The sequence below is a fragment of the Kitasatospora purpeofusca genome (genome assembly GCF_036010405.1).
Lineage (GTDB): Bacteria > Actinomycetota > Actinomycetes > Streptomycetales > Streptomycetaceae > Kitasatospora > Kitasatospora purpeofusca.
This window is the reverse complement of sequence record NZ_CP108561.1, coordinates 5,600,522-5,626,345: the sequence shown is the minus strand read 5'-3', so window position 1 is coordinate 5,626,345 and position 25,824 is coordinate 5,600,522. Positions and strand designations below refer to the sequence as shown.

Annotated in this window: 23 protein-coding genes; 3 read left to right on the top strand and 20 right to left on the bottom strand. The window is 71.2% G+C overall.

Translation table 11 applies throughout. The annotated features are described in order from the left end of the window. Window positions 1–107: 107 nt before the first annotated feature. From OG715_RS24785 to OG715_RS24705, 17 genes are all read right to left on the bottom strand, one after another. Window positions 108–1,118: a polyprenyl synthetase family protein gene (locus OG715_RS24785; RefSeq protein ID WP_266271105.1), complete on the bottom strand. Its 1,011-nt coding sequence runs from the start codon at window positions 1,116–1,118 to the stop codon at window positions 108–110. Between the two features lie 257 nt (window positions 1,119–1,375). After that, window positions 1,376–3,013 (bottom strand): NADH-quinone oxidoreductase subunit NuoN, encoded by a 1,638-nt coding sequence (gene nuoN, locus OG715_RS24780; RefSeq protein ID WP_266271104.1) that lies wholly within the window; start codon window positions 3,011–3,013, stop codon window positions 1,376–1,378. Next, the gene (locus tag OG715_RS24775) at window positions 3,010–4,659 is read right to left on the bottom strand and encodes an NADH-quinone oxidoreductase subunit M (RefSeq protein WP_266271103.1); all 1,650 of its coding nucleotides are present in this window, start codon (window positions 4,657–4,659) and stop codon (window positions 3,010–3,012) included. Before OG715_RS24775 ends, nuoN begins: the two co-directional genes overlap by 4 nt. Window positions 4,660–4,696: 37 nt before the next feature. Beyond that, window positions 4,697–6,592: an NADH-quinone oxidoreductase subunit L gene (gene nuoL, locus OG715_RS24770; protein ID WP_266271102.1), complete on the bottom strand. Its 1,896-nt coding sequence runs from the start codon at window positions 6,590–6,592 to the stop codon at window positions 4,697–4,699. A 13-nt stretch (window positions 6,593–6,605) separates the two neighbouring features. Continuing rightward, window positions 6,606–6,905, bottom strand: a complete 300-nt coding sequence (gene nuoK, locus OG715_RS24765) for an NADH-quinone oxidoreductase subunit NuoK (RefSeq protein WP_030300898.1) — start codon at window positions 6,903–6,905, stop codon at window positions 6,606–6,608. Beyond that, window positions 6,902–7,831 carry an NADH-quinone oxidoreductase subunit J gene (locus OG715_RS24760; protein WP_380384730.1) on the bottom strand — a complete coding sequence of 310 codons (930 nt, stop codon included), beginning with the start codon at window positions 7,829–7,831 and terminating at the stop codon, window positions 6,902–6,904. Before OG715_RS24760 ends, nuoK begins: the two co-directional genes overlap by 4 nt. Then, window positions 7,828–8,439, bottom strand: a complete 612-nt coding sequence (gene nuoI / locus OG715_RS24755; RefSeq protein WP_051740409.1) for an NADH-quinone oxidoreductase subunit NuoI — start codon at window positions 8,437–8,439, stop codon at window positions 7,828–7,830. The genes OG715_RS24760 and nuoI overlap by 4 nt, the downstream gene beginning before the upstream one ends. Window positions 8,440–8,445: 6 nt before the next feature. After that, complete coding sequence (gene nuoH, locus OG715_RS24750) at window positions 8,446–9,822, bottom strand: NADH-quinone oxidoreductase subunit NuoH (protein WP_380302847.1); 1,377 nt, start codon at window positions 9,820–9,822, stop codon at window positions 8,446–8,448. Next, complete coding sequence (locus OG715_RS24745) at window positions 9,819–12,320, bottom strand: NADH-quinone oxidoreductase subunit G (protein WP_266271101.1); 2,502 nt, start codon at window positions 12,318–12,320, stop codon at window positions 9,819–9,821. Before OG715_RS24745 ends, nuoH begins: the two co-directional genes overlap by 4 nt. Beyond that, window positions 12,317–13,678: an NADH-quinone oxidoreductase subunit NuoF gene (gene nuoF, locus OG715_RS24740; protein ID WP_266271100.1), complete on the bottom strand. Its 1,362-nt coding sequence runs from the start codon at window positions 13,676–13,678 to the stop codon at window positions 12,317–12,319. The genes OG715_RS24745 and nuoF overlap by 4 nt, the downstream gene beginning before the upstream one ends. Beyond that, on the bottom strand, window positions 13,678–14,508 hold the full coding sequence (gene nuoE, locus OG715_RS24735) for an NADH-quinone oxidoreductase subunit NuoE (protein ID WP_407661011.1): 831 nt from the start codon (window positions 14,506–14,508) through the stop codon (window positions 13,678–13,680). Before nuoE ends, nuoF begins: the two co-directional genes overlap by 1 nt. Beyond that, a complete protein-coding gene (locus tag OG715_RS24730) occupies window positions 14,505–15,860 on the bottom strand; it encodes an NADH-quinone oxidoreductase subunit D (RefSeq protein ID WP_266271099.1) in 1,356 nt (451 codons plus the stop codon). Before OG715_RS24730 ends, nuoE begins: the two co-directional genes overlap by 4 nt. Further along, window positions 15,860–16,573 carry an NADH-quinone oxidoreductase subunit C gene (locus tag OG715_RS24725; RefSeq protein ID WP_407661010.1) on the bottom strand — a complete coding sequence of 238 codons (714 nt, stop codon included), beginning with the start codon at window positions 16,571–16,573 and terminating at the stop codon, window positions 15,860–15,862. Before OG715_RS24725 ends, OG715_RS24730 begins: the two co-directional genes overlap by 1 nt. Beyond that, a complete protein-coding gene (locus OG715_RS24720) occupies window positions 16,570–17,124 on the bottom strand; it encodes a NuoB/complex I 20 kDa subunit family protein (protein WP_266271098.1) in 555 nt (184 codons plus the stop codon). The genes OG715_RS24725 and OG715_RS24720 overlap by 4 nt, the downstream gene beginning before the upstream one ends. Before the next feature lie 125 nt (window positions 17,125–17,249). After that, the gene (locus tag OG715_RS24715) at window positions 17,250–17,609 is read right to left on the bottom strand and encodes an NADH-quinone oxidoreductase subunit A (protein ID WP_014137597.1); all 360 of its coding nucleotides are present in this window, start codon (window positions 17,607–17,609) and stop codon (window positions 17,250–17,252) included. 572 nt (window positions 17,610–18,181) lie between these two features. Continuing rightward, on the bottom strand, window positions 18,182–18,904 hold the full coding sequence (locus OG715_RS24710) for a response regulator (protein WP_266271096.1): 723 nt from the start codon (window positions 18,902–18,904) through the stop codon (window positions 18,182–18,184). A gap of 136 nt (window positions 18,905–19,040) precedes the next feature. Further along, window positions 19,041–20,111 carry a sensor histidine kinase gene (locus OG715_RS24705; RefSeq protein ID WP_266271095.1) on the bottom strand — a complete coding sequence of 357 codons (1,071 nt, stop codon included), beginning with the start codon at window positions 20,109–20,111 and terminating at the stop codon, window positions 19,041–19,043. 188 nt (window positions 20,112–20,299) lie between these two features. Here OG715_RS24705 and OG715_RS24700 point away from each other — a divergent pair, with 188 nt between their 5' ends. Then, window positions 20,300–20,968 (top strand): hypothetical protein, encoded by a 669-nt coding sequence (locus OG715_RS24700; protein WP_266271094.1) that lies wholly within the window; start codon window positions 20,300–20,302, stop codon window positions 20,966–20,968. Between the two features lie 56 nt (window positions 20,969–21,024). Here the strand turns inward: OG715_RS24700 and OG715_RS24695 are convergent, their stop codons facing one another. After that, window positions 21,025–21,963, bottom strand: a complete 939-nt coding sequence (locus OG715_RS24695) for a DMT family transporter (RefSeq protein WP_266271092.1) — start codon at window positions 21,961–21,963, stop codon at window positions 21,025–21,027. Between the two features lie 279 nt (window positions 21,964–22,242). Here OG715_RS24695 and OG715_RS24690 point away from each other — a divergent pair, with 279 nt between their 5' ends. Both OG715_RS24690 and OG715_RS24685 read left to right on the top strand, forming a co-directional pair. Beyond that, a complete protein-coding gene (locus OG715_RS24690; protein ID WP_266271091.1) occupies window positions 22,243–22,920 on the top strand; it encodes a peptidylprolyl isomerase in 678 nt (225 codons plus the stop codon). Between the two features lie 71 nt (window positions 22,921–22,991). Continuing rightward, complete coding sequence (locus tag OG715_RS24685) at window positions 22,992–23,321, top strand: MazG-like family protein (protein WP_266271090.1); 330 nt, start codon at window positions 22,992–22,994, stop codon at window positions 23,319–23,321. Window positions 23,322–23,512: 191 nt separating this feature from the next. Here OG715_RS24685 and OG715_RS24680 read toward each other — a convergent pair whose 3' ends face one another. Both OG715_RS24680 and OG715_RS24675 read right to left on the bottom strand, forming a co-directional pair. After that, window positions 23,513–24,796 carry a geranylgeranyl reductase family protein gene (locus OG715_RS24680; protein ID WP_266271815.1) on the bottom strand — a complete coding sequence of 428 codons (1,284 nt, stop codon included), beginning with the start codon at window positions 24,794–24,796 and terminating at the stop codon, window positions 23,513–23,515. A gap of 203 nt (window positions 24,797–24,999) precedes the next feature. Continuing rightward, on the bottom strand, window positions 25,000–25,692 hold the full coding sequence (locus OG715_RS24675) for a demethylmenaquinone methyltransferase (protein ID WP_266271089.1): 693 nt from the start codon (window positions 25,690–25,692) through the stop codon (window positions 25,000–25,002). Window positions 25,693–25,824 lie beyond the last annotated feature (132 nt).

Genomic DNA, 25,824 nt, shown 5'->3' with positions numbered 1-25,824 from the left:
TTCCGGATGGGCGGAGCTGCGGACACGGTGCTGACGGGTGTCAGTCTCCCCCATCCGGGTGGCCGCCGGGACGCCGGACGGCGATTCGCACCGCCCGCCCGCGGGCGTCACATGGTGCGGATGGCCACCGAGTCGCAGAGCGCCTGGAGCGCGTCCTTGGCCGGACCGTCCGGGAGCCGGTCCAGCATCGCGCGGGCCTCCTCGGCGTGGCGCAGGGTCTCCCGGCGGGCGTGCTCCAGGGCCGGGTGGCGGCGCAGCAGCCGCAGTGCCTCGGCGTGCAGCTCGTCGTCGGCGAGGTCCAGGTGGAGCAGCTCGCGCAGCCGGGTGTCGGAGGGGTCGGACGGGTCGGCCGGCATCTGCCGCAGCAGCAGGGTCGGCAGGGTCTCGATGCCCTCGCGCAGGTCGGTGCCGGGGGTCTTGCCGGACTCGTGCCCGTCGCTGGCGATGTCGAGCACGTCGTCGGCCAGCTGGAAGGCGACACCGATCCGCTCGCCGAAGGAGCTGAGGATGTCGATCACCCACGGCTCGGCGCCGGCGGCCAGTGCTCCTATCCGGCAGGAGACGGCGATCAGCGATCCGGTCTTGCCGGCCAGCACGCCCAGGTAGTGGTCGAGCGGGTCGTCGTCCGGGCCGGGGCCGGCGGTCTCCAGGATCTGGCCGGTGACCAGCCGCTCGAACGCGTCGGCCTGCAGCCGGACGGCCTCCGGGCCGAGGTCGGCCAGCACCTGGGAGGCACGGGAGAAGAGGAAGTCGCCGGTCAGGATGGCGACCGAGTTGTCCCAGCGCGAGTTGGCGCTGGGCGCGCCGCGTCTCACCGGGGCCTCGTCCATGACGTCGTCGTGGTAGAGCGTGGCGAGGTGGGTGAGCTCGACCACGACGGCGGCCGGGATCACGCCGGTCGCACCGGCGTCGCCGAACTGGGCGGACAGCAGTACCAGGAGCGGACGGAAGCGCTTCCCGCCCGCGGCCATCAGATGGCTGGCGGTGACGGTGATGAAGGGGACGTCGCTCTTGACGGCCTCGGCGAGCGCGACCTCCACCGCTTCCATCCCGGCCTGGACGTCACGGGTCAGATCGCGGTCCTGCACGCTGAGCCCAAAGGGTCCCACGACGGTCACGAAGACCACTCCTCTGTCCCTGGTCGATCTAGCGGCCCGGTCCCTGAGTGCCGCCGCTGGCCATACAGGCAGGGTATCCGGTCACGAGTGGATCACTGCACGGGCGTGCGGCTCTGTCATGCGCGGGGCGTCCCCGCTGGCCAGCGGGGATACCCGAACGAAGCGTCCGGGCCGCGCACGGGGCGCGACCCGGACGGTCGTCGGAGCGGTCGGACCGGGCCGCCGCCGGGGCGTTCGGCCGGGCCGTCGGCGGACGGTCAGCCGACGAAGAACACTGCCTTCGAGGCGAGATCGAGGAAGTACTGCGGCAGCAGTCCGAGCCCGATCGTGACCAGCACGCCGATACCGATCGCGGTCGCCGTGAAGGCGCTCGGGACGGCGACGGTCGGGCCGCCCGGCTGCGGGTCGGAGAAGAACATCAGCACGATGACCCTGATGTAGAAGAACGCCGCCACCGCCGAGCTGAGCACACCCACGATCACAAGCGGAGTGGCACCGCCCGCCGCCGCGGCCTGGAAGACCGCGAACTTGCCGGTGAACCCCGAGGTCAGCGGGATGCCGGCGAAGGCCAGCAGGAAGAGCGCGAACACCGCCGCGACCAGCGGGGAGCGCCGGCCGAGGCCGGCCCAGCTGGACAGGTGGGTGGCCTCGCCCTTGGAGTCGCGCACCAGGGTGACCACGGCGAAGGCGCCGAGGGTCACGAAGGAGTACGCCAGCAGGTAGAACAGCACCGAGCCGACGCCCTGCCGGTTGCTGGCGATCACACCGGTGAGGATGAACCCGGCGTGCGCGATCGAGGAGTAGGCGAGCAGCCGCTTCACGTCCTGCTGGGTGACGGCCAGGACCGCGCCGACCACCATGGTGAGGATCGCCACGCCCCAGAGCACCGGCCGCCAGTCCAGCCGCAGCGCCGGGAAGGCCACGTAGAACAGCCGCAGCACCGCGCCGAACGCGGCCACCTTGGTCGCCGCCGCCATGAAACCGGTCACCGGGGTCGGCGCGCCCTGGTAGACGTCCGGGGTCCAGGAGTGGAACGGCACCGCGCCGACCTTGAAGAGCAGACCGACCGTCAGCATCGCCAGGCCCACCAGCAGCAGGGCGTCGTTCTGGGTCGAGGAGACCAGCGCCGGGCTGAGCAGCGCGTTCCCGGAGATGACCTCGGCGATCTCGCCGAGCCGCACCGTGCCCGCGTAGCCGTACAGCAGCGCGGTGCCGAACAGGAAGAACGCCGAGGCGAAGGCACCGAGCAGGAAGTACTTGACCGCCGCCTCCTGCGAGAGCAGCCGGCGGCGACGCGCCAGCGCGCAGAGCAGGTAGAGCGGGAGGGAGAAGACCTCCAGCGCCACGAACATGGTCAGCAGGTCGTTGGCGGCGGGGAACAGCAGCATGCCGCCGACCGCGAACATGGTCAGCGGGAAGACCTCACTGGTGGTGAAGCCCGCCCGGATCGCGCTGCGCTCCTGCTCGCCGCCGGGGGTGGCGGCCGCCTGGGCGGCGAAGGCGTCGGCCGGCTCGCCGCCGGCCTTGGGCTCCAGCCGGCGCTCGGCGTAGGTCAGCACCGCGACCACCGCGACCAGCAGGATCACGCCCTGCAGGAACAGCGTCGGACCGTCGAGGGCGACCGCGCCCATCGCGACCGCCTCGACCTTGGTGGTGCCGTAGCCCTGCGCGGCGAGCACCAGGACGGCGACGAACGCGCCGGCCAGGCCGACCAGGGCGGTCACCACCTGGGCCCAGTGCCGCACCCGCCGGGGCAGGAAGGCCTCCAGCAGGATGCCGACCACCGCGGCGCCGAACACCACCAGCATCGGCGACAGCTGGCCGTACTCGATGTGCGGCGCGGGGATGCTCTGGGTGCTGCCGCCGGCGGCGGCGAGCCAACCGGTGCTGCTCACTTGTGCTCACCTCCTGAGCGGGCGGTCCCGTCCTGGGCGGTCCCGTGGTCGGCGGACACCGGGTGCGCCGGTGCCGGGTCGGTCTGGTGCACCTGCGAGAGGGTGGCGTTCACCGACGGGTTGACGAGGTCGGTGAGCGGCTTCGGGTAGACGCCGAGCAGTACGGTCAGTGCCACCAGCGGGGCGACCACGGCGAGTTCGCGGACCTTGAGGTCCGGCATGCCGCGCACCTCCTCCTTGACCGGGCCGGTCATGGTGCGCTGGTAGAGCAGCAGGGCGTACAGCGCGGCGAGCACGATGCCGAAGGTCGCGACGATGCCGACCGCGGGGTACCGGCTGAAGGTGCCGACCAGGACCAGGAACTCGCTGACGAACGGCGCCAGGCCGGGCAGCGAGAGCGTGGCCAGCCCGCCGATCAGGAAGGTCCCGGCGAGCACCGGGGCGACCTTCTGCACGCCGCCGTAGTCGGCGATCAGCCGGGAGCCGCGGCGGGAGATCAGGAAGCCGGCCACCAGCATCCACGCGGCGGTGGAGATGCCGTGGTTGACCATGTAGAGGGTGGCGCCGCTCTGACCCTGGCTGGTCATCGCGAAGATGCCCATGATGATGAAGCCGAAGTGCGAGATCGAGGCGTAGGCGACCAGCCGCTTGATGTCCTTCTGGCCGATGGCCAGCAGCGCGCCGTAGACGATCCCGACCAGGGAGAGGACCAGGATCGCCGGGGCGAAGGTCTTCGAGGCGTCCGGGAACAGCCCGAGGCAGAAGCGGAGCATCGCGAAGGTGCCGACCTTGTCCACCACGGCCGTGATCAGTACGGCGGTGCCCGCGGTGGCCTCGCCCATCGCGTTCGGCAGCCAGGTGTGCAGCGGCCAGAGCGGGGCCTTGACCGCGAAGGCGAAGAAGAAGCCGAGGAACAGCGCCTTCTCCGCGGTGCCGCCGATCTGCAGCCGACCGTCGGCGACCGCCGAGGTGAGCGTCTGCAGGTCGAAGGTGCCGAGGCCCTGCTCCTGCGCGATCACGTACAGGCCGATCACGGCAGCCAGCATGACCAGGCCGCCGAGCAGGTTGTAGAGCAGGAACTTGACCGCCGCGTAGGAGCGCTGGCGGGCCGACTCGGGGCCGCCCGCCCGGTCGCCGAAGCCGCCGATGAGGAAGTACATCGGGATCAGCATGGCTTCGAAGAAGACGTAGAAGAGGAAGACGTCGGTGGCGTAGAAGGAGACGATCACCATCGCCTCCACCGCCAGCACCAGGGCGAAGAACGCCTGGGTGCGCCGCCTGTTCTCGAACGACCCCTCCGGGGGCGCGGGGGCCGGGTCCGCGTCGTGCCAGGAGGCGAGCAGCACGACCGGGACCAGGACGGCGGTGAGCAGGGCGAGGACGGCGCCGATGCCGTCCACCCCGAGCGCGAAGGTGATGCCGAAGGAGCGGATCCAGCTGTAGGACTCGGTCAGCTGGTAGCGGGCGCCGTCCGGGTCGAACCGCGCGGCCACCGCGCCGGCCAGGACCAGGGTGGCGGCGGAGAAGACCATCGCCACGATCTTGGTGTTCCGCCGCCGCGCCGAGGTGGACCCGGCGGGCAGGGCGGCGGTGACCACCGCACCGACCGCCGGGACGGCGCAGGTGGCGGTGAGGAGGACGCTCATGCCTCGGCCTCCCCACGATGTGTGTAATCCGGGTGCATCAGACGGACCTCATCAGGAGAGTCGTGGCGACCAGCACCAGCGTGCCGCCGAACATGGAGAGCGCGTACGTGCGGACGTAGCCGTTCTGGATCCGCCGCAGCCGGCTGGAGACGCCGCCGATGGTGGCCGCCAGGCCGTTGACGAAACCGTCCAGGCCCCGGCTGTCGAAGTAGACCAGCGCCGCGGCCAGCGCCGAACCGGGACGGACCAGGACGGCGTGGTTGAAGTCGTCCTGGAGGAGGTCCCGGCGGGCGGCCCGGGTGAGCGGGGAGCCGTACGGCGGCACCACCGGAACGGCGGAGCGGCCGTACATGAGGTACGAGAGCGCGACGCCGACCAGCATGCAGGCGGTGGTGAGCAGGGTGACCACCAGCGGGGTGAGCGGGGAGTTGCCCTCCTCGTGCCCGGTGACCGGCTCCAGCCAGGTGAGGAAGGACTCGTGGAAGGCGAACAGCCCGCCGGCGAAGACCGAGCCGAAGGCCAGCACGATCATCGGGATCGTCATGGTCCTCGGCGACTCGTGCGGGTGCGGGTCGTGGCCCTCGGCGTCCGGCTGCCAGCGCTTCTCGCCGAAGAAGGTCAGGATCATCACCCGGGTCATGTAGAACGCGGTGACGGCGGCGCCGACCAGGGTGCACAGGCCGAGGATCCAGCCCTCGGTGCCGCCCTTGGCGAAGGCCGCCTCGATGATCTTGTCCTTGGAGAAGAAGCCGGACAGGCCCGGGAAGCCGATGATGGCCAGGTAGCCGAGGCCGAAGGTGACGAAGGTGACCGGCATGTACTTCCGGAGGCCGCCGTAGTGACGCATGTTCACCTCGTCGTTCATGCCGTGCATGACCGACCCGGCACCGAGGAAGAGCCCGGCCTTGAAGAAGCCGTGCGTCACCAGGTGCATGATGGCGAAGGCGTAGCCGATCGGGCCGAGGCCGGCCGCGAGGATCATGTAGCCGATCTGCGACATGGTCGAGCCGGCCAGCGCCTTCTTGATGTCGTCCTTGGCGCAACCGACGATCGCACCGAAGAGCAGGGTGACCGCGCCGACCACCACCACGGCGGTCTGGGCGTCCGGCGCCAGGTTGAAGATCGCCCCGGAGCGGGTGATCAGGTAGACGCCGGCGGTGACCATGGTGGCCGCGTGGATCAGCGCGGAGACCGGGGTCGGACCCTCCATCGCGTCCCCGAGCCAGGACTGCAGCGGCACCTGCGCGGACTTGCCGCAGGCGGCGAGCAGCAGCATCAGCCCGATCGCGGTCAGCTTGCCCTCGCTCGCGCTGCCCGCGGCGCCGAACACCGGCTCGAAGGCGAAGGAGCCGAACTCGACGAACATCAGCATGATCGCGATGGACAGGCCCAGGTCGCCGACGCGGTTGACGATGAACGCCTTCTTGGCGGCGGTGGCGGCGCTCGGCTTGTGCTGCCAGAAGCCGATCAGCAGGTAGGAGGCGAGGCCCACGCCCTCCCAGCCGAAGTACAGCAGCAGGTAGTTGTCGGCCACCACCAGCAGCAGCATGGCCGCCAGGAAGAGGTTCAGATAGGCGAAGAAGCGGCGCCGGCGCTCGTCGTGCGCCATGTAGCCCACCGAGTAGAGGTGGATCAGCGTGCCGACGCCGGTGATCAGCAGGACGAAGGTCATCGAGAGCTGGTCGAGCCGGAAGGAGATGTCGGCCTGGAAGCCGTTCACCGGGATCCAGCTGAACAGGTACTTGGTCAGGGCACGGTCCTCCGCGTCCCGGCCCAGCATGTCCGAGAACAGCGCGAGGCCGAAGCCGAAGGAGAGCGCGGCGAGCGCGGTGGCCAGCCAGTGGCCCAGGCGGTCGAAGGCCCGGCCGCCGAGCAGCAGCAGGACGGCACCGGCCAGCGGGGCCGCGACCAGCAGGGGAATGAGAGAGTTCACCGAGGTCCTCCGCCTACAGCTTCATCAGGTTGCTGTCGTCGACCGAAGCGGAATGCCTGGTCCGGAAGATCGAGACGATGATCGCGAGGCCGACCACGACCTCGGCCGCCGCCACCACCATGGTGAAGAACGCGATGATCTGGCCGTCGAGGTTCCCGTGCATCCGGGAGAAGGTGACCAGCGCCAGGTTGGAGGCGTTCAGCATCAGCTCGACACACATGAACAGGACGATCGCGTTCCGCCGGATCAGCACGCCGGAGGCGCCGATGGTGAACAACAGGGCGGAGAGATAGAGGTAGTTGACCGGATTCACTCCGCCCCCTCCTCGTCGTGGTCGGACGCCGGGCGGTTCGCCGGCGCCGGGTGGCGGGCGGCCACCGGCTCCAGGGCCTTGCGCGGGCCGGTCACCGGCGGGCGCTCGGACGGCGGGCGGCCCAGCCAGTCGGCGGTGGTGGACTCCAGCTCGGCCATCCGGGCCAGCATCTCCTGGCTGACATCCCGGATCTGGCCGCGCTCGCGCAGGGTCGCCATCACCGAGTCCTCGGCGATCGAGCCGTCCGGCAGCAGCGCCGGGATGTCCACCGCGTTGTGCCGGGCGTAGATGCCGGGCGCGGGCAGCGGCGGGACCTGGATGTTGTCGGCGACCCGCTGGGCGGCCAGCTCGCGCTGGGTCTTCGGGGCCTTCACATGCTCGCGGTGGGTCAGCACCATGGCCCCGATCGCGGCCGTGATCAGCAGCGCACCGGTGACCTCGAAGGCCCACACGTACTTGGTGAAGATCAGTCGGGCCAGGCCCTGGACATTGCCCTCGGCATTGGCCTCGCCGAGACCGGCGAAGGTGTCCAGCTTGGCGTTGGCGATCCCGGCGACCATCAGCACGCCGAAGCCGAGGCCGCAGAGCGCGGCGGCGAACCGCTGGCCCTTCAGCTGCTCCTTCAGCGAGTCCGCGCTGGTCACGCCGACCAGCATCACCACGAAGAGGAAGAGCATCATGATCGCGCCGGTGTAGACCACGATCTGCACCACGCCCAGGAACACCGCGCCCTGGGCCATGTAACAGACCGCCAGGGCGAGCATGGTGGCGGCCAGGCAGAGCGCGCTGTGCACCGCCTTGCGCATCAGCAGCGTCCCGAGCGCGCCGCCGACGGCGATCACCGCCAGCACCCAGAACTGGACGGCCTCACCGGTGGAGGTCGCGCCCGTCACGGCCGCGAGGTTCAGCGAGGTGGCGGCGCTCACGACTGGGCCTCCTTCTCCCGCTCGGTGGGCTCCTGCCGGACCGTGCCCGGCGCCGCCGCGGTGATCTCGCCCCGGTAGTAGGCGCCCTCGTCGGCGCCGGGGAAGATCGAGTGCGGACTGTCGACCATGCCCTCGGAGAGGCCGACCAGCAGCTGCTCCTTGGTGAAGATGAGGTCCTGGCGGGAGGAGTCCGCGAGCTCGTACTCGTTGGTCATGGTGAGCGCGCGGGTCGGGCAGGCCTCGATGCAGAGCCCGCACAGGATGCAGCGGGCGTAGTTGATCTGGTACACCGCCCCGTACCGCTCACCGGGCGAGTAGCGCTCGTCCTCGCGGTTGTCCGCGCCCTCGACGTAGATCGCGTCGGCCGGGCAGGCCCAGGCACACAGCTCGCAGCCGACGCACTTCTCCAGGCCGTCCGGGTGCCGGTTCAGCTGGTGGCGGCCGTGGAAGCGCGGGGCGGTGGGCTTCTTCTGCTCCGGGTACTGCTCGGTGAGCCGCTTCTTGAACATGGCCTTGAAGGTCACGCCGAAGCCGGCGGCCGGTCCGAGGATGGACGGCTTGTCGGCCCGTTCGGACCGGTCGTTCCGGGCGTTCTGGTCGGACGACATCTCGGTTCAGCTCCCTTCGGAATGGTCGGCCCCGTTGAGGGCGTCCTGCAGTTGCTTCGGGGCGCGGCTGCGCCGGCGCGGGACCGGCGGAAGCTGCTGGCCGGGCAGCGGTGGCACCGGGTAGCCGCCGGCCATCGGGTCGAACTCCCCCTGCGGGGCCTCGGACCCGGGCTCCGGCTTGCGCTTCAGGACGTCCCGCAGCAGGCCGAGCAGCAGCAGCGCGCCGACCGGGGCGCCGACGTACAGCACCACCTCGCCGAAGCCGTAGCCCTCGTTGCGCAGGGCCCGGACGCTCGCCACCATCACCAGCCAGGCCAGCGAGACCGGGATCAGCACCTTCCAGCCGAGCTTCATGAACTGGTCGTAGCGGAACCGGGGCAGGGTGCCGCGCAGCCAGATGAAGAAGAACAGCAGCAGCTGGATCTTGAGCGTGATCCAGAGCAGCGGCCACCAGCCGTGGTTGGCGCCCTCCCAGAACGTGGAGACCGGCCACGGGGCCCGCCACCCGCCCAGGAACAGGGTGGAGGCGACCGCCGAGACGGTGACCATGTTGACGTACTCGGCCAGCATGAACATCGCGAACTTCAGCGAGGAGTACTCGGTGTTGAAGCCGCCGACCAGCTCGCCCTCGGCCTCCGGGAGGTCGAACGGCGCGCGGTTGGTCTCACCGACCATCGCGACGATGTAGACGATGAACGACACCGGCAGCAGCACCGCGAACCACGTCGGCTGCTGCGAGGAGACGATCTCCGAGGTGGACATCGAGCCGGAGTAGATGAAGACCGCCGCGAAGGACAGGCCCATCGCGATCTCGTAGCTGATCATCTGGGCCGAGGAGCGGATCCCGCCGAGCAGCGGGTAGGTCGAGCCGGAGGACCAGCCCGCCAGCACGATGCCGTAGATGCCGACCGAGGCGGTGGCCAGGATGTAGAGCAGCGCCACCGGGAAGTCGGTCAGCTGCATCGGCGTCCGGGTGCCGAAGATCGAGATCTCGTCGCCGGCCGGGCCGAAGGGGATCACCGCGAAGGCCATGAACGCCGGGATGGCGCAGACGATCGGGGCCAGGATGTAGACCACCTTGTCGGCGCCCGTGACCACCAGGTCTTCCTTGAGCGCCAGCTTCACGCCGTCGGCGAGCGACTGCAGCAGGCCCCACGGGCCGTGCCGGTTGGGCCCGATGCGCAGCTGCATCCAGGCCACCACCTTGCGCTCCCAGACGATCGCCACGAGGACCGTGCCGACCAGGAAGCCGAAGCAGAACACCGCCTTCAGCAGGACCAGCCACCACGGGTCCCGGCCGAAGAAGCCGAGCGTCTCGTTCGCGGCCAGCTCGGCCAGCGCGGCCGGGCCGTGTCCGGCGAACGGGTGCGGGTTCGGAGTCACTTCTCCTCCTCCTCGGGCCCGGCCGTCCCGGCCGGCGCGGTGGCCTCGGCGGCGGCGATGGTGACCAGGTGGCCGATGGTGGTGCCGAGCGTCCGGTAGGCGCCGCCCGGAGTGGAGTTGAGCGGGATCCAGACCGTGCGGTCCGGCATCTCGGCGGCGATCTCCAGCGGCAGGGTGAGCGAACCGGCCGGGCCGGTCAGCCTCAGCGCGGGCGCGGTCGCGGCGCCGATCTCCCCGGCGGTGGTCGGCGAGACCCGGGCGACCGCGGGGTGCCGGGTGCCGGCCAGGTGCGGGTCGCCCTCCTGGAGCGAGCCCCGGTCGAGCAGCAGCCGCCAGCCGGCCAGGACCGCCTGGCCGGTGGCCGGGCGGGGCAGCAGGCCGGGGTGGGCGGCCGGCGCGGCCGGACGGTCTCCCGTCCAGGGCAGGAAGCGGTCCAGCTCCTGCCGGGCGGCGCGGACGTCGGGCAGGCCGAGACGGTGGCCGAGGGCGTCCGCGAGCATGTTCAGCACCCGCAGGTCCGGGTGCAGGTGACGGCCCATCTGCTGGTCCGGCTTGAGCGCGGCCTCGAACATCCGCACCCGTCCCTCCCAGTCCAGGAAGGTACCGGCCTTCTCGGCGACCGCGGCCACCGGCAGCACCACGTCGGCGTGGGCCGTGACGGCGGACGGGCGCAGCTCCAGCGAGAGCACGAACGGGACGGCGGCCAGCGCCGCCTCGGCCAACGCCGGGTCCGGCAGGTCCTCCGGGTCGACGCCACCGATCAGGAGCGCGCCGAGTTCACCGCCGAGGGCCGCGGACAGGATGTCCTCGGTGTCCCGGCCGGGACGGGCCGGGAGCTCGGCCACGCCCCAGGCGGCGGCGGCCTCGGCCCGGGCGGCCGGCGCGGCGACCGGACGGCCGCCGGGCAGCAGGCCGGGCAGCGCGCCGGCCTCGACCGCGCCGCGCTCGCCGGCCCGCCGGGGGATCCAGGCCAACCGGGCGCCGGTGGCGTGCGACAGCCGCAGTGCGGCGGTGAGCGCGCCGGGGGCGGCGGCCGCCCGCTCGCCGACCAGGATCACCGCACCGGGGGTGCGGAGCAGTTCGGCGGCGCGGCCGGCGTCGTCGTTGAGCGGCTCGTCGGCGGCGAGCGCGGCCAGCCACTCGGCCTCGGTGCCGGGGGCGGCCGGCAGCAGCGATCCGCGCAGCTTGGCCAGACCCCGGGAGGCGTGCGGGGCGATCGAGAAGACCGTGAGGCCGTGGCCCCGGTTGGCCTTGCGCAGCCGCAGGAAGACGATCGGCGACTCCTCCTCGGGCTCCAGGGCCAGCAGCAGGACCGCCGGGGCGGCCTCCAGCTCCTCGTAGCCGAAGGGGCTTCCGCCGATGTCGACACCCTGGCCGGCGACGGCGGCGGCCAGGAAGTCCGCCTCCTCGCCGCTGTGCGGGCGGGACCTGAAGTCCACGTCGTTGGTGCCGAGCACCACCCGGGCGAACTTGGCGTAGGCGTAGGCGTCCTCGACCGTGACCCGGCCTCCGGTGAGCACGCCGGTGCGGGCCTCGCGCAGTCCCTCGGCGGCCCGGGCCAGCGCCTCCGGCCAGGAGGCGGCGACGAGTTCGCCGTCCCGCCGGACCAGCGGGGTGGTGATCCGGTCCCGCTGCTGGGCGTAGCGGAAGGCGAACCGGCCCTTGTCGCAGTTCCACTCCTCGTTGACCGCCGGGTCCTCACCGGCCAGCCGGCGCATCACCTTGCCGCGGCGGTGGTCGGTGCGCTGGGCGCAGCCGGAGGAGCAGTGCTCGCAGACGCTCGGTGAGGAGGTCAGGTCGAACGGGCGGGAGCGGAAACGATAGGCCGCCGAGGTGAGGGCACCGACCGGACAGATCTGGATGGTGTTGCCGGAGAAGTACGACTCGAAGTCGTCGCCCTCGCCGGTGCCGACCTGCTGGAGGGCTCCGCGCTCGACCAGGTCGATGAACGGGTCCCCGGCGATCTGCTGGGAGAACCGGGTGCAGCGGGCGCAGAGCACGCAGCGCTCGCGGTCCAGCAGCACCTGGCTGCTGATCGGCACCGGCTTCTCGTAGGTGCGCTTCATCCCCTCGAAGCGGGAGTCCGTGTCACCGGTGGACATCGCCTGGTTCTGCAGCGGGCACTCGCCGCCCTTGTCGCAGACCGGGCAGTCCAGCGGGTGGTTGATCAGCAGCAGCTCCATCACGCCGCGCTGGGCCTTCTCGGCGACCGGCGAGCTGAGGTGGGTGCGCACCACCATGCCCTCGGCGACCGGGACGGTGCACGAGGCGACCGGCTTGCGCTGGCCCTCGATCTCGACGATGCACTGCCGGCAGGCGCCGGCCGGGTCGAGCAGCGGGTGGTCGCAGAAGCGCGGGATCTGGGTGCCGATCTGCTCGGCTGCCCTGATCACCAGGGTCCCCTTGGGGACCTGCACTTCGACGCCGTCGATGGTGAGCGTGACCAGCTCGACCGCGGCCTTGTCGCCCGTGGAGGTGGATGGCTCTGTGATCGTCACGCGTGCACCTCCCTTTCGGTGGCGGACGGGTGGCCGGGGCGGGGGCCGTCGGCCCAGACGGTGGAGGCGGCCGGGTCGAACGGGCAGCGACGCTCGGCGAGGTGCTGCTCGTACTCGGCCCGGAAGTACTGGAGCGAGGAGACGATCGGGCTGGCCGCGCCGTCGCCCAGGGCGCAGAAGGACTTGCCGTTGATGTTGTCGGCGATGTCGAGGAGCTTCTCCAGGTCGCCCTCGACGCCCTGGCCGGCCTCGATCCGCTTGAGCAGCTGGACCAGCCAGTAGGTGCCCTCGCGGCAGGGGGTGCACTTGCCGCAGGACTCGTGGGCGTAGAACTCGGTCCAGCGGGTGACGGCGCGGACCACGCAGGTCGTCTCGTCGAAGATCTGCAGGGCCTTGGTGCCGAGCATCGAGCCGGCCGCGCCGACGCCCTCGTAGTCCAGCGGGACGTCAAGGTGCTCGTCGGTGAACATCGGGGTGGAGGAGCCGCCCGGGGTCCAGAACTTGAGCCGGTGGCCGGTCCGGATGCCGCCGCTGATGTCGAGCAGTTGGCGCAGGGTGATGCCGAGCGGGGCCTCGTACTGGCCGGGGTTGGTGACGTGGCCGGAGAGCGAGTAGAGCGTGAAGCCGGGGGACTTCTCGGTGCCCAGTCCCTTGAACCACTCCTTGCCGCGGGCCAGGATCGGCGGCACCGAGGCGATCGACTCGACGTTGTTCACCACGGTCGGGCAGGCGTAGAGGCCGGCGATGGCCGGGAACGGCGGGCGCAGCCTGGGCTGGCCCCGGCGTCCCTCCAGCGAGTCCAGCAGCGCCGTCTCCTCGCCGCAGATGTAGGCGCCGGCACCGGCGTGGACCGTGATGTCCAGGTCGAGTCCGGAGCCGAGGATGTTCCGGCCGAGCAGACCGGCCTCGTAGGCCTCGGCGACGGCGGCCTGGAGCCTGCGCAGCACCGGCACGACCTCGCCGCGCAGGTAGATGAAGGCGTGGTCGCAGCGGATCGCGTAGGACGCGATGATCATGCCCTCGATCAGCGAGTGCGGGTTGGCGAACAGCAGCGGGATGTCCTTGCAGGTGCCCGGCTCGGACTCGTCCGCGTTGACCACCAGGTAGTGCGGCTTGCCGTCGTTCTGCGGGATGAACTGCCACTTCAGGCCGGTGGGGAAGCCCGCGCCGCCGCGGCCGCGCAGACCGGAGTCCTTGACCAGGGCGATCACGTCGTCCGGGGGCATCGCGAGGGCGGCCTTGAGTCCCTCGTAGCCGGCGTGGCGACGGTAGGTGGCGAGCGTCCAGGGGCGGCTGTCGTCCCAGAACGCCGACAGCACGGGGGTGAGCAGCTTCTCGGCCGGCTCGGCGGAGGTCATCACGCTTCGGTCCCTTCCTGGCCGGTGCCCTCGGCGGACCCGCCCTCGACGGACCCGCCCTCGCGGCGCGGCTCCTCGTGGCGGGCGCCTTCGTGGCGTGTGCCTTCGTGGCGGGGGGAGACGACGCGGGTGCCGCCGGTGCCGGGCAGGGCCTCGCCGCGGGCCAGCCGCAGACCGGCCAGCGAGGGCGCGCCGCCCGCGCCGGACTCGTCGACGGCGCCGGGGCGCTCGTCGGGGAAGCCGGCCAGGATCCGGGCGGAGTCCTTGAAGGAGCAGAGCCGGGCGCCCCGGGTGGGGACGGCCTCACGGCCCGCGCGCAGGTCGTCGACCAGCAGCTTGGCGCTCTCCGGCGTCTGGTTGTCGAAGAACTCCCAGTTGACCATCACCACCGGCGCGTAGTCGCAGGCGGCGTTGCACTCGATGTGCTCGATCGAGATCCGGCCGTCCTCGGTGGTCTCGTTGTTCGCGATCCCGAGGTGCTCCTGGAGCTCGGCGAAGATCTGGTCGCCGCCGAGCACCGCGCACAGGGTGTTGGTGCAGACCCCGACGTGGTACTCGCCCGCGGGCCGGCGCCGGTACATGGTGTAGAAGGTCGCGACGGCGGTGACCTCGGCGGTGGTGAGGTCGAGTTGCTCCGCGCAGAACCGGATGCCGGTCCGGCTGACGAAGCCCTCCTCGGCCTGCACCAGGTGCAGCAGCGGCAGCAGCGCGGACCGGGCCACCGGGTAGCGGCCGATCAGCTCCGCCGCGTCGGCGGCCAGCCGGGCGTGCACCTCCTCGGGGTACGGCTTGGCCGGCAGCGCCGGCATCCCCAGTTGGACGTCTGTCACCGGTCCACGCCTCCCATCACCGGGTCGATCCCGGCCACCGAGACGATGACGTCGGCCACCTGGCCGCCCTCGCACATCGCCGCCATCGTCTGCAGATTGGTGAACGACGGGTCCCGGAAGTGGACCCGGTAAGGGCGGGTCCCGCCGTCGCTGACCACGTGCACGCCCAGCTCGCCCTTGGGCGACTCGACCGCCACGTAGGCCTGGCCGACCGGGACCCGGAAGCCCTCGGTGACCAGCTTGAAGTGGTGGATCAGGGCCTCCATCGAGGTGCCCATGATCTTCCGGATGTGGTCGAGGGAGTTGCCCATGCCGTCCGGACCGACCGCGAGTTGGGCCGGCCAGGCGATCTTCTTGTCCGCCACCATGACCGGACCGGGGCGCAGCCGGTCCAGGCACTGCTCGACGATCCGCAGGGACTGCTTCATCTCCTCCAGCCGGATCAGGAAGCGGCCGTAGGAGTCGGCGCCGTCCGCGACCGCGACCTCGAAGTCGTAGTTCTCGTAGCCGCAGTACGGGTCGGTCTTTCGCAGGTCGTGCGGCAGGCCGGTGGCGCGCAGGATGGGACCGGTGGCGCCGAGGGCGAGGCAGCCGGGCAGGTCGAGGAAGCCGACGTCGACCAGGCGGGCCTTGAACACCGGGTTGCCGGTGGCGAGTTTGTCGTACTCGTGCATCCGGGAGCGGATGGTCTTCACGGCCTCGCGGATCTGGTCGACCGCGCCGGGCGGGAGGTCCTGCGCGAGGCCGCCCGGGCGGACGTAGGCGTGGTTCATCCGCAGACCGGTGACCAGCTCGAAGACGTCCAGGATCAGCTCGCGGTCGCGGAAGCCGTAGATCATCAGGGTGGTGGAGCCGATCTCCATGCCACCGGTGGCCAGGCAGACCAGGTGGGAGGAGATCCGGTTGAGCTCCATCATCAGCACCCGGATGACGTCGGCCCGCTCCGGGATGTCGTCGGTGATGCCGAGCAGCTTCTCGACCGCCAGGCAGTAGGCGGTCTCGTTGAACAGCGGGGTCAGGTAGTCCATGCGGGTCACGAAGGTGGTGCCCTGGACCCAGTTGCGGAACTCCATGTTCTTCTCGATGCCGGTGTGGAGGTAGCCGATGCCGCAGCGGGCCTCCGTCACCGTCTCGCCGTCGATCTCCAGGATCAGCCGCAACACCCCGTGGGTGGAGGGGTGCTGGGGGCCCATGTTGACGATGATGCGCTCGTCGTCGGCCCGGGCCACAGCATCGACGACCTCGCCCCAGTCGCCACCGGTGACCGTGAAGACCCGGCCCTCGGTGGTTTCCCGGGCGCCTGCCTCGGCCGCGCCGCCCTGGTTCGTCTCCTCGTAGTGCTGGGTGCTCATCAGCTGTACGACCTCCGCTGGTCGGGCGCCGGGATCTGGGCGCCCTTGTACTCGACGGGGATGCCGCCGAGCGGGTAGTCCTTGCGCTGCGGGTGTCCCAGCCAGTCGTCCGGCATCATGATCCGGGTGAGGGCCGGGTGCCCCTCGAAGACCAGGCCGAAGAAGTCGTAGGCCTCGCGCTCGTGCCAGTCGTTGGTGGGATAGACGCTCACCACGGACGGGATGCGCGGATCGGCGTCCGGCGCGGTGACCTCCAGCCGGATCAGCCGACCGTGGGTGATCGAGCGCAGGTGGTAGACCGCGTGCAGTTCGCGGCCCTTGTCGCCCGGGTAGTGCACGCCGCTCACACCGAGGCAGAGCTCGAACCGCAGCGCCGGGTCGTCGCGCAGGGTGCGCGCGGTGCGGAGGAGGTGCTCGCGGGCGATCCGGAAGGTGAGCTCGGCGCGGTCGACGACGGTCTTCTCGATCACCTCGGCCGGGTCGAGGCCCTGCTCCTCCAGGGCGCCCTCCAACTCGTCGGCGACCTCGTCGAACCAGCCGCCGTACGGGCGCTCACTGGCTCCCGGCAGGACGACCGGGGCGACCAGGCCGCCGAAGCCGGAGGTGTCGCCGCTGCCCTGGGAACCGAACATGCCCTGCCGGCGGCCGACCACCTCGACCGGGATCTCGCGGTGCGGGTGCTCGCGGCGGGTCTCGGGTACCTGGTCGTTCATCGCAGCAGCCCCCGCATCTCGCTCACCGGGGTGGCCTGCAGCGCGAGCGCCTCGCCCAACTCCTCGGCACGGCGCTTGTTCGCGCCGAGCGGCTCGTGCTGGATCTTGTCGTGCAGCTTCAGGATCGCGTCCATCAGCATCTCCGGGCGCGGCGGGCAACCGGGCAGGTAGATGTCCACCGGGACGATGTGGTCGACGCCCTGCACGATCGCGTAGTTGTTGAACATCCCACCCGAGGAGGCGCAGACCCCCATCGAGATGACCCACTTCGGGTTGGCCATCTGGTCGTAGACCTGGCGCAGCACCGGGGCCATCTTCTGGCTCACCCGGCCCGCCACGATCATCAGATCGGCCTGCCGGGGCGAACCCCGGAACACCTCCATGCCGAACCGCGCCAGGTCGTAGCGGCCCGCGCCGGTGGTCATCATCTCGATCGCGCAGCAGGCCAGCCCGAAGGTGGCCGGGAAGAGCGACGCCTTGCGTACCCAGCCGGCCGCTGTCTCCACGGACGTGAGTAGAAAGCCGCTCGGCAGCTTCTCCTCGATTCCCATCAGATCCCTCTCAATGCCCTCAAGTCCTGTGGTTCGCCCACCCGTTCGGGCCTGTCCGCCGGTTCGGGCTTGTCCGCCCGTTCACAAGGTCCGACGGACGCCCGGTACCCGGCCCCTCCCCCGGCTCAGTCCCACTCCAGGCCGCCGCGACGCCAGACGTAGGCGTAGGCGACGAAGACAGTGGCGATGAACAGGAGCATCTCGACCAGCCCGAAGATCCCCAGGGCGTCGAAACTCACCGCCCACGGATAGAGAAAGACGATCTCGATGTCGAAGACGATGAAGAGCATCGCCGTCAGGTAGTACTTGATCGGGAACCGACCGCCGCCCACGGGCTGCGGGGTCGGTTCGATGCCGCACTCGTACGCCTCCAACTTGGCCCGGTTGTAACGCTTGGGCCCGGTCAGTGAGGCCATCACGACGGAGCCGACCGCGAACGCCGCCGCGATGGCACCGAGTACGAGGATCGGCGCGTAGGCATTCATAGCCCCCGCTCCCTCCGTCCAGTCGTCCTTGACTGCAGATCGGAACCGTCGGGTCACACTGTGGTGAACCCGGCGTTCCAGTTCCCGGGATCCACCCCATGTGAGGCAGTTCACAAAGCCTGGAACGAGCGCATCCTATGCCCGTCGGCTTGTGATCTGCGACACGCAGTTCAAGACGATCTTTGTGATCTCCGCCACCTTGTGAATCATGATGAAGGTGAGCATGACGAGAGTTGTCAACGCAAAGAAGTCAAATGGTCACAAGCAGTCGCATTTATCTGCGAAGCGGCTGGTCAGGGCCTCGGTCCTATATCAACTTCGTCTTGCGGAAGGCAAATTTCCGGGCGTCATGTTGACGTGTTATAGCGGCTCACCCTCAGGGGTGGCGGCCCTGCGAACGCCCGCTTGACCCTTCGTTCACAAGCACGCCGAGCGCAGGCCGGAGCGTCTCCCGGCGGTGGGCCGGGGCGCCTCACGGCGGCGGGTCGGGGTGCCTCTCGGAGGTGGGTCGAGGCGTCTCTCGGAAGTGGGCCGGGGCGCCTCCCGACGGTGGGTCGACGGGGCGGAGTGGGTCAGGCTCCGCTCTCCCAGGCCCAGGCGGCGATACCGACCCGATTGCGCGCGCCTAGCTTTCGCTGGACCGAGGCCAGGTGGTTCTTCACCGTGCCGGCGCTGATGAACAGTTGCTCCGCGATCTCGCCGTTGGTGGCGCCGTCCGCGACGAGCCGCGCGATCTCCTTCTCTCGTACGGTGAGTTCCTCGACCGGGCCGACCCGCTCGCTCTCCGCGATCCGCCCGCCCAGGGCTCGCCGCTCCCCCTGGGCTGCGGCACCGCCGGTGCTTCTGCTTCCGGTGCCTCCTGCGATGCCGTTCCCGCTGCCGCCTCCGGAGAGTTGGCGGAGCAGGCGCACGGTGATCTGCGGGCTGATCAACGCATCCCCCGCCACAGCGGCCCGGACCGCCTCCGCGAGCAGCGCGGGCCCCGAGCGCTTGAGCAGAAAGCCCGCCGCTCCGGCGCGGAGCGCCTCGTGCACGTATTCGTCCAGGTCGAAGGTGGTCACCACGACCACCCGGAACTCCCCGCCCAGCCGCCGGGTCAGCTCCAGACCGTCCATCCTGGGCATCCTGATATCGGCGAGGATCACGTCCGGACGAAGCCGCTCGGCCAGGGCGACCGCCACCTCACCGTCTGCGGCCTCGTCGACCACCTCGATGTCGGGCTGTGCGTCGAGGATGATCCGGTACGCGCTGCGGATCGCCTCGTCGTCGTCGGCAAGGAGCACCCGGATGCTCATCGGCCGACCCTCCTTCCGTTCCTCGGCAGAGCGTCTGTCCCGCGCCTGCCGTTCCAGTCCCACCTGTCAGTCCCGCCCTCGCGGCGGTGCCGCTCCCCACCCCGAGAGGCGGTGCGCGCCCCCGGCCCCGGGGCCGCTACCCGATCTTCAAGGGCATGGTGACCGCCACCTGCCAACCGTTGCCCTCGCGGCCGGCGCTCAGCGTGCCGCCCAATGCCTCCACCCGGGCGGACAGACCTGCCAGTCCACTGCCGCCACCGCCCCGCCTCGACCCGGACGGCGACGAGGCCCCGCCGCCGTCGTCCCGGATCCGTACCGTCAACCGCCAGCCCTCGCTCCGCACCCGGACGTCGACCACGCGGGAAGCGGGAGCATGCCGCCGCACATTGGTCAGGGCCTCGACCACGATCCGGTACGCGGTGGCCGCCACCTCCCGGGGAACCACCGGTTCCTCGGCCGGAGCGTCCAGTCGCACCACCACATCACCCGAGTCCGTGAACCGCGCGGTGAGCTCGGCCAGTTCGGCCAGGCCGGGCTGCGGGGTGCGCTCCGGACCGTCCCCGTCCTCGCTGCGCAGCAGGTGGACCGTCCGGTCGAGCGAGGCCAGGGCCTGCAACCCGGCCTGCTCTATCCGCTCGAACAACGCTGCGGCCCGCACCGGGTCGAAGGCCGCAAGCACGGTGCCCGCCTGCGCCTGGGCGACCATGCCGCTGACGTCATGGGCGACGAAATCGTGCAGGTCGTGGGCGAGTTCGAGTCGCTGGGTGCGCCTGGCCGCGGCCACCGAGCGCCGCCGGTTGTCGTCCAGCCCGCGGAGGTAGAGACCGATCAGGACGGCCGGCAGCGAGAAGACCGAACCGAAGCCGAAGAGGGTCAGTGCGCCCACCGCGCCGGACGCGTCCTCGAACCGGGAGGGCCAGAGCGCGACCGCGCCGCCGATCGTCCAGGCCGCGACGGCTCCGCGCCGACCGCCCTCGACCCGCAGCGTCAGGACCACCAGCGCCAGCAGGGAGGCGAGTTCGAGCATGCCGACCAGACCTGCCCAGCGCTCCGACTCGGCCCAGCGGCCGGCCGCCCAGGCGCCGAACGTGGCCCCGATCGATACCGCGGCGGCCGCCAGGCACACCGCCGCGATCCCGAACCGGGAACGCAGGAACCACCCGCAGAGAACCACCGCCGGGGCGGCCAACGCCAGGATCTGACTCATCATCGCCTCCTTCCTGCGAGCAGCCTACGGATCACCGCAGGTCTCCGCCTGTGCCGATCGGCACATTTCCGCACCCGGTTCGAGCAGCCAGAACAGCCCGATCGGCACTGATGGCGACCCGGGTCCGACGGCCAGTCTTGATCCCGTCGGACCGGCCGCGAGGGCCGGCCGGGGAGGAGTCGACCACCATGTCCACCACCGCATCCGTCACCACCGCATCCGTCACAGGCGCACCCGCCGCGAGCACACCCGCCGCAGGCGTCGGAGCAGTCGGCCCGGGCAGGAGCACCCCGGGCACGACCGCCTCCACCCACCGGGCCGCCTCCCGGAGGGGCGTCGTCCGTCCGGACGGCACCCCCCGCTGGGCCGAGCTGGCCGCCAGGGCCACCGTCTGGACCACCGTGCCGTCCGGGCTCTGGCGGCTCGCCCTCGGCGTCGGCATCCCGGTCGGCTTCAGCGGGGAGCTGGCCGCGGTGTTCGAGGACAACACCCCCGGCTGGGGCACCGCGTATCTCGTCACGCTGAGCGGGCTGGCCGAGTTCCTGGCCTTCCTCACCATGGGGCTGGTCCGGCCCTGGGGCGAGGTGGTCCCGTCCTGGATCCCGCTGATCGGCGGCCGCGCCGTCCGGCCGCTCGCCGCGATCGTCCCCGCCGTGATCGGCTCGGCCGTGCTGACCTACCTCGGGGCGAGTGCCCTGTTCGGCGGCTGGGCCGACCAGTTGAGCGATCCCGAGGCTCCTCAGGGCCTTGCCGCAGTGGTCATGACCCTCTGCTACCTGCCCATGGTCGCCTGGGGTCCGCTGGTCGCCGCGGTCACCTTCGCCTATGCCCGCCGCACCCTGGGACGACGACGGTGACCGGGCCGTCGACGGCCGGGGGCCGGGACGCTCCGCACAGGAGGCCCGGCCCGGGGTCAAGCCGGGACGGACGCCCGCTCCACCCGCTCCGCCGGCTCGGCCTCCCGGAGCGGCGCCGAGGCGGTCCGGCGGCCCCACTCGGTGCCGACCAGGACGAGGGCACCGCCCAGCAGGGCGAGCGGTCCGAGGTGGTTGCCGGCCAGGGTGATGCCGAACACCGCCGCCCACAGCGGTTCGGTACCCAGCAGCAGGCTGACCCGGGAGGGCGAGGTGGTGCGGACGGCCCACATCTGCACGAAGAACGCGAACAGCGTGCAGAGCAGGGTCAGGTGGAGCAGCCAGCCCCACTGGGCCGGCCCGTAGGTGGCCGCGACCGTCCAGGGCGGCGGGCCGACGAACGGCGCGACCGCGGCGAACACCAGCGTCGCGGTCGCCAGTTGGACCCAGGTGACGGCCAGCGTATCGGTCTCCCGGATCGCCTTGACGCGGGCGGTGGCCAGCACATTGACCGTCCGCACAACAGCGGCACCCAGCACCAGCAGGTCGCCGGTCGAAGGGGCCCGCAGCCCACCAGCACCGGTCAGCAGCGCGATGCCCACCACCGCCAGACCGGCTGCCGCGAGGAAGGGGCGCGGCAGCGGCGTCCGGGCGAGCGCGCTCTCCGCGAGCGGAGTGAACACGATCGTGAGACTGATGATCAGGCCGGCGTTGGTCGCCGAGGTGTGCACCGCGCCGAAGGTCTCCAGGAGGAAGATCGCACCGAGCACCAGCCCGAGGGCGGCCCCACTCAGCCACTCGGCACGCCGCAGCCGCCGCAGCGCCCGCCAGGCGAACAGTCCGAGCACGGGCAGGACCAGGCCGAACCGCAGGACCAGCATGGCCACCACCGTGTCCGGCTCGGCCACCCGCTGCACGGCGAGGAAGCTCGAACCCCACACCACCGCCACCAGCAGTACCGGTAGATCACGCAGAAAAACGGAGGACGATGCGCGCATGGGCGGGACCCTCTCGAAGCGAACGGAAGCGGCACACGAGAGTCGCGCACATCGTCGGACGGATCCCGGAGTTGAGCAGGCGCCCGTCATCCTCGCGCACCGTGCCGTTCCCGATCAACGGTTTTCGACCCGCGCCTGCCACGTCGCTCCTGCCGCACCCCGTCTGTCGAACCCCGCCCACCGAACCCTTCCCACCGACCCCTACCGGATCTCCACCCCGGCATGGATGATGTCGCCATGACAATGCAGCTGCCCCCCACGGACCGGAAGGCCAGCCAAGTGACCCGGAAGCACTGGGCGTTGATCGCCGCAGCCACCGTTCTGCCGATCGTGGTGAGCACCGGCACCGCCGTCGCGGACACCCCGTCGGCCGGGGCCGGGACCGGCGCGGCCGGAACCACCTGCACCTACAGCCCGGCGGTTCCCGCCGACAACTTCAAGGGCATCCCGGTCTTCGACGCCCGGAAGGCCGCCAAGCCCTACAGTGCGACCCTGAAGACCTCCCAAGGGTCGATCACCTTCCAGGCGCTCACCGACAAGGCGCCCTGCACGACCTTCTCGTTCCGCTTCCTCGCCGAGCGTGACTACTTCGACCGCAGCCACTGCCACCGGCTGACCACCCAGCGGATCTTCGTCCTGCAGTGCGGCGACCCGACGGGCACCGGCAGCGGCGGCCCCGGCTACTCCTTCCCGGACGAGAACCTGGAGGGCGCGACCTACCCCGCCGGCACGGTCGCGATGGCGAACGCGGGCCCCAACACCAATGGCAGCCAGTTCTTCTTCGTCTGGAAGGACACCAAGCTCTCCCCCGCCTACACGCCCTTCGGCCGGATCACCGCAGGCCTGGACGTCCTGCAGAAGATCGCCGCAGGCGGCGAGGACGACCAGAACAACCCCGGCGACGGCTTCCCCACCCTGCCCGTGAACATCCGCAATGTGAAGATCTCCACCCGCTGAGCCACCTTCGGGGCCGGTCGGGCTCCCGTACGGTGGTCAGCACGACCGCGAGCCGTACGGGAGCCGTGCCGATGGACAGCAGGATCTGGGAAAGCGTCGACCACCTGGTCGCCTGGCTCGACCAGGAGAGCCCGCTCCCCCCGCAGGAGGAGCGGCTGGCCCGGATCCTCAAGCTCTCCGAAGAGGTGGGCGAGGTCAGCGCGGCCGTGATCGGTGCGACCGGTCAGAATCCGCGCAAGGGCGTGACCCACACCTGGGAGGACGTCCAGCACGAGCTCTGCGACGTGGTCTTCTCCGCGTTGGTCGCCCTCCGCACGCTCACCCCCGACGCCGCCCAGGTCTTCGCCGACCGCCTCACGTACGTCGAGAACCGCTCCGCGGCCAGCCGCCGCGAGCCGTAGGCCCCCGGACGAACCGGGCCTGCCCGCGCCGCCCCCAGGCTCCCGGGCCCGCCCGGACCCGCCCGAACCCGTGCGGGCCCACCCCGACCCGCCCCGACCCGACCGGCCCCGCGGACGCCACCGGGCATGCCCGGGACGCGCCCGCAGTCGGGCTCGCGGTCGGGCCCGGAGACAAGCCCGAGCCCCGCCGGTCAGGCGTTGGGCGCGACCTTGGCCAGGCCGTTGATGACGCGGTCCATCGCGTCGCCGCCCTGCGGGTCGGTGAGGTTGGCGAGGAGCTTGAGGACGAACTTCATCAGCATCGGATGGGTCAGCCCCCGCTGGGTCGCGAGCTGCATGACCTTCGGGTTGCCGATGAGCTTCACGAAGGCGCGGCCCAGCGTGTAGTAGCCGCCGTAGACGTCCTTGAGGATCCGCGGGTAGGCCTGGAGCGCGCGCTCCCGGCCTGACTCGGTCACCCGGGCGTGGGCCTGGACGATCACCCCGGCGGCGATCTGACCGGATTCCATCGCGTAGGCGATGCCCTCGCCGTTGAACGGGTTGACCATGCCGCCGGCGTCGCCGACCAGCAGCAGGCCGCGGGTGTAGTGCGGCTGCCGGTTGAAGGCCATCGGCAGCGCGGCGCCCCGGATCGGGTCGGTCATGTTCTCGGGGGTGTAGCCCCACTCCTCCGGCATGCTCGCGCACCAGGCCTTGAGGACCTCGCGCCAGTCGAGCTCACCGAAGGCGGGCGAGGAGTTGAGGATGCCGAGACCGACGTTGGAGGTGCCGTCGCCCATGCCGAAGACCCAGCCGTAGCCGGGCAGCAGCTTGCGCTCCCCGGCCCGGGTGTCCCACAGCTCCAGCCAGGACTCCAGGTAGTCGTCGTCGTGGCGCGGCGAGGTGAAGTAGGTGCGGTAGGCGACGCCCATCGGGCGGTCCTCACGGCGGTGCAGGCCCATGGCGAGCGAGAGCCGGGTGGAGTTGCCGTCGGCCGCCACGACCAGCGGGGCGCGGAAGGTCACCGGCCGCTTCTCGTCGCCGAGCTTGGCGGTGACACCGACGATCCGGCCGGTCCGCTCGTCCAGCACCGGGCCGCTGACGTTGCAGCGCTCGTAGAGCCGGGCGCCGGCCTTCTCCGCCTGACGGGCGAGCAGCTCGTCGAAGTCGGCCCGCTTGCGGACCAGACCGTAGTCCGGGAAGGCCGACAGCTCGGGCCAGTCCAGCTCCAGCCGGATCCCGCCGCCGATGATCCGCAGGCCCTTGTTGTGCAGCCAGCCGTTCTCGGTCGACACATCGATGCCCATGTCCACCAGCTGCTTGGTGGCCCTCGGGGTCAGGCCGTCGCCGCAGACCTTCTCCCGGGGGAAGCTGGTCTTCTCCAGCAGCAGCACGTCCAGACCGGCCTGCGCGAGGTAGTACGCGGTAGTGGCGCCGGCCGGGCCCGCGCCGACCACGATGACGTCCGCGGTGCTCTCCACAACGCCTGCGCTCAGGTCAACGACGGTCTCGGACACGGTGGGCACACTCCTGCTGGGGGTCGACCGGCCGGCGGGGGCCGGCGCGGCTGGGCTTGGACGAGTCTATGAGCTGCGGACGGCGCTTCGGCCGGTCCCGGCGGGAGTGCCGACGGGCCAGACCGACTGGCGACCGGCGACCGGCGACCGGCGACCGGACCAGCTGGACCGACCGCGACCGGTCAGACCTTGTGGGCCCGGTGCAGGGCGACGATCCCACCGGTCAGGTTGCGCCAGGCCACCTTGGACCAGCCGGCCTCCTGGAGCCGGGCGGCCAGCGCGGGCTGGTCGGGCCACTCCCGGATGGACTCGGCGAGGTAGACGTAGGCGTCCGGGTTGCTGCTCACCGCGGTGGCGACCGGGGGCAGCGCACGCATCAGGTACTCGGTGTAGACGGTCCGGAACGGCGTCCAGGTCGGCGTCGAGAACTCGCAGATGACCAGCTTGCCGCCGGGCTTGGTGACCCGGTACATCTCGCTCAGCGCGGCCTCGGTGTCGTGGACGTTGCGCAGCGCGAAGGAGATCGTCACCGAGTCGAACATGTTGTCGGCGAACGGCAGTCGGGTGGCGTCCCCTGCGGTCAGCGCCAGTTCGGGGTGGCGGCGCTTGCCCTCGGCGAGCATCCCGACCGAGAAGTCGCACGGGACGACCTTGGCCCCGGCCTCCGCGAAGGGGAGCGAGGAGGTGCCGGTGCCGGCCCCGAGGTCGAGCACGACGTCCCCCGGCCCGGCGTCCACCGCCTCGGCCACCGCACGGCGCCAGGCGCGGGCCTGGCCGAGCGAGAGCACGTCGTTGGTGCGGTCGTACTTGGCCGCGACGTCGTCGAACATGGCGGCGACTTCGTGCGGCTGCTTGTCCAGGGAGGCTCGGGTCACGCCCCCATTGTTCACCCTGGCTCCCGCGATCCGGGCAAGGGGGCGCCTTCCGGACAGTCCGGGAACAGCACCGGCCCGCCATGGCCCCGTTCTCGAAGCACTCGGAGGGCGCACAGAGCGGCCCTCACGCCC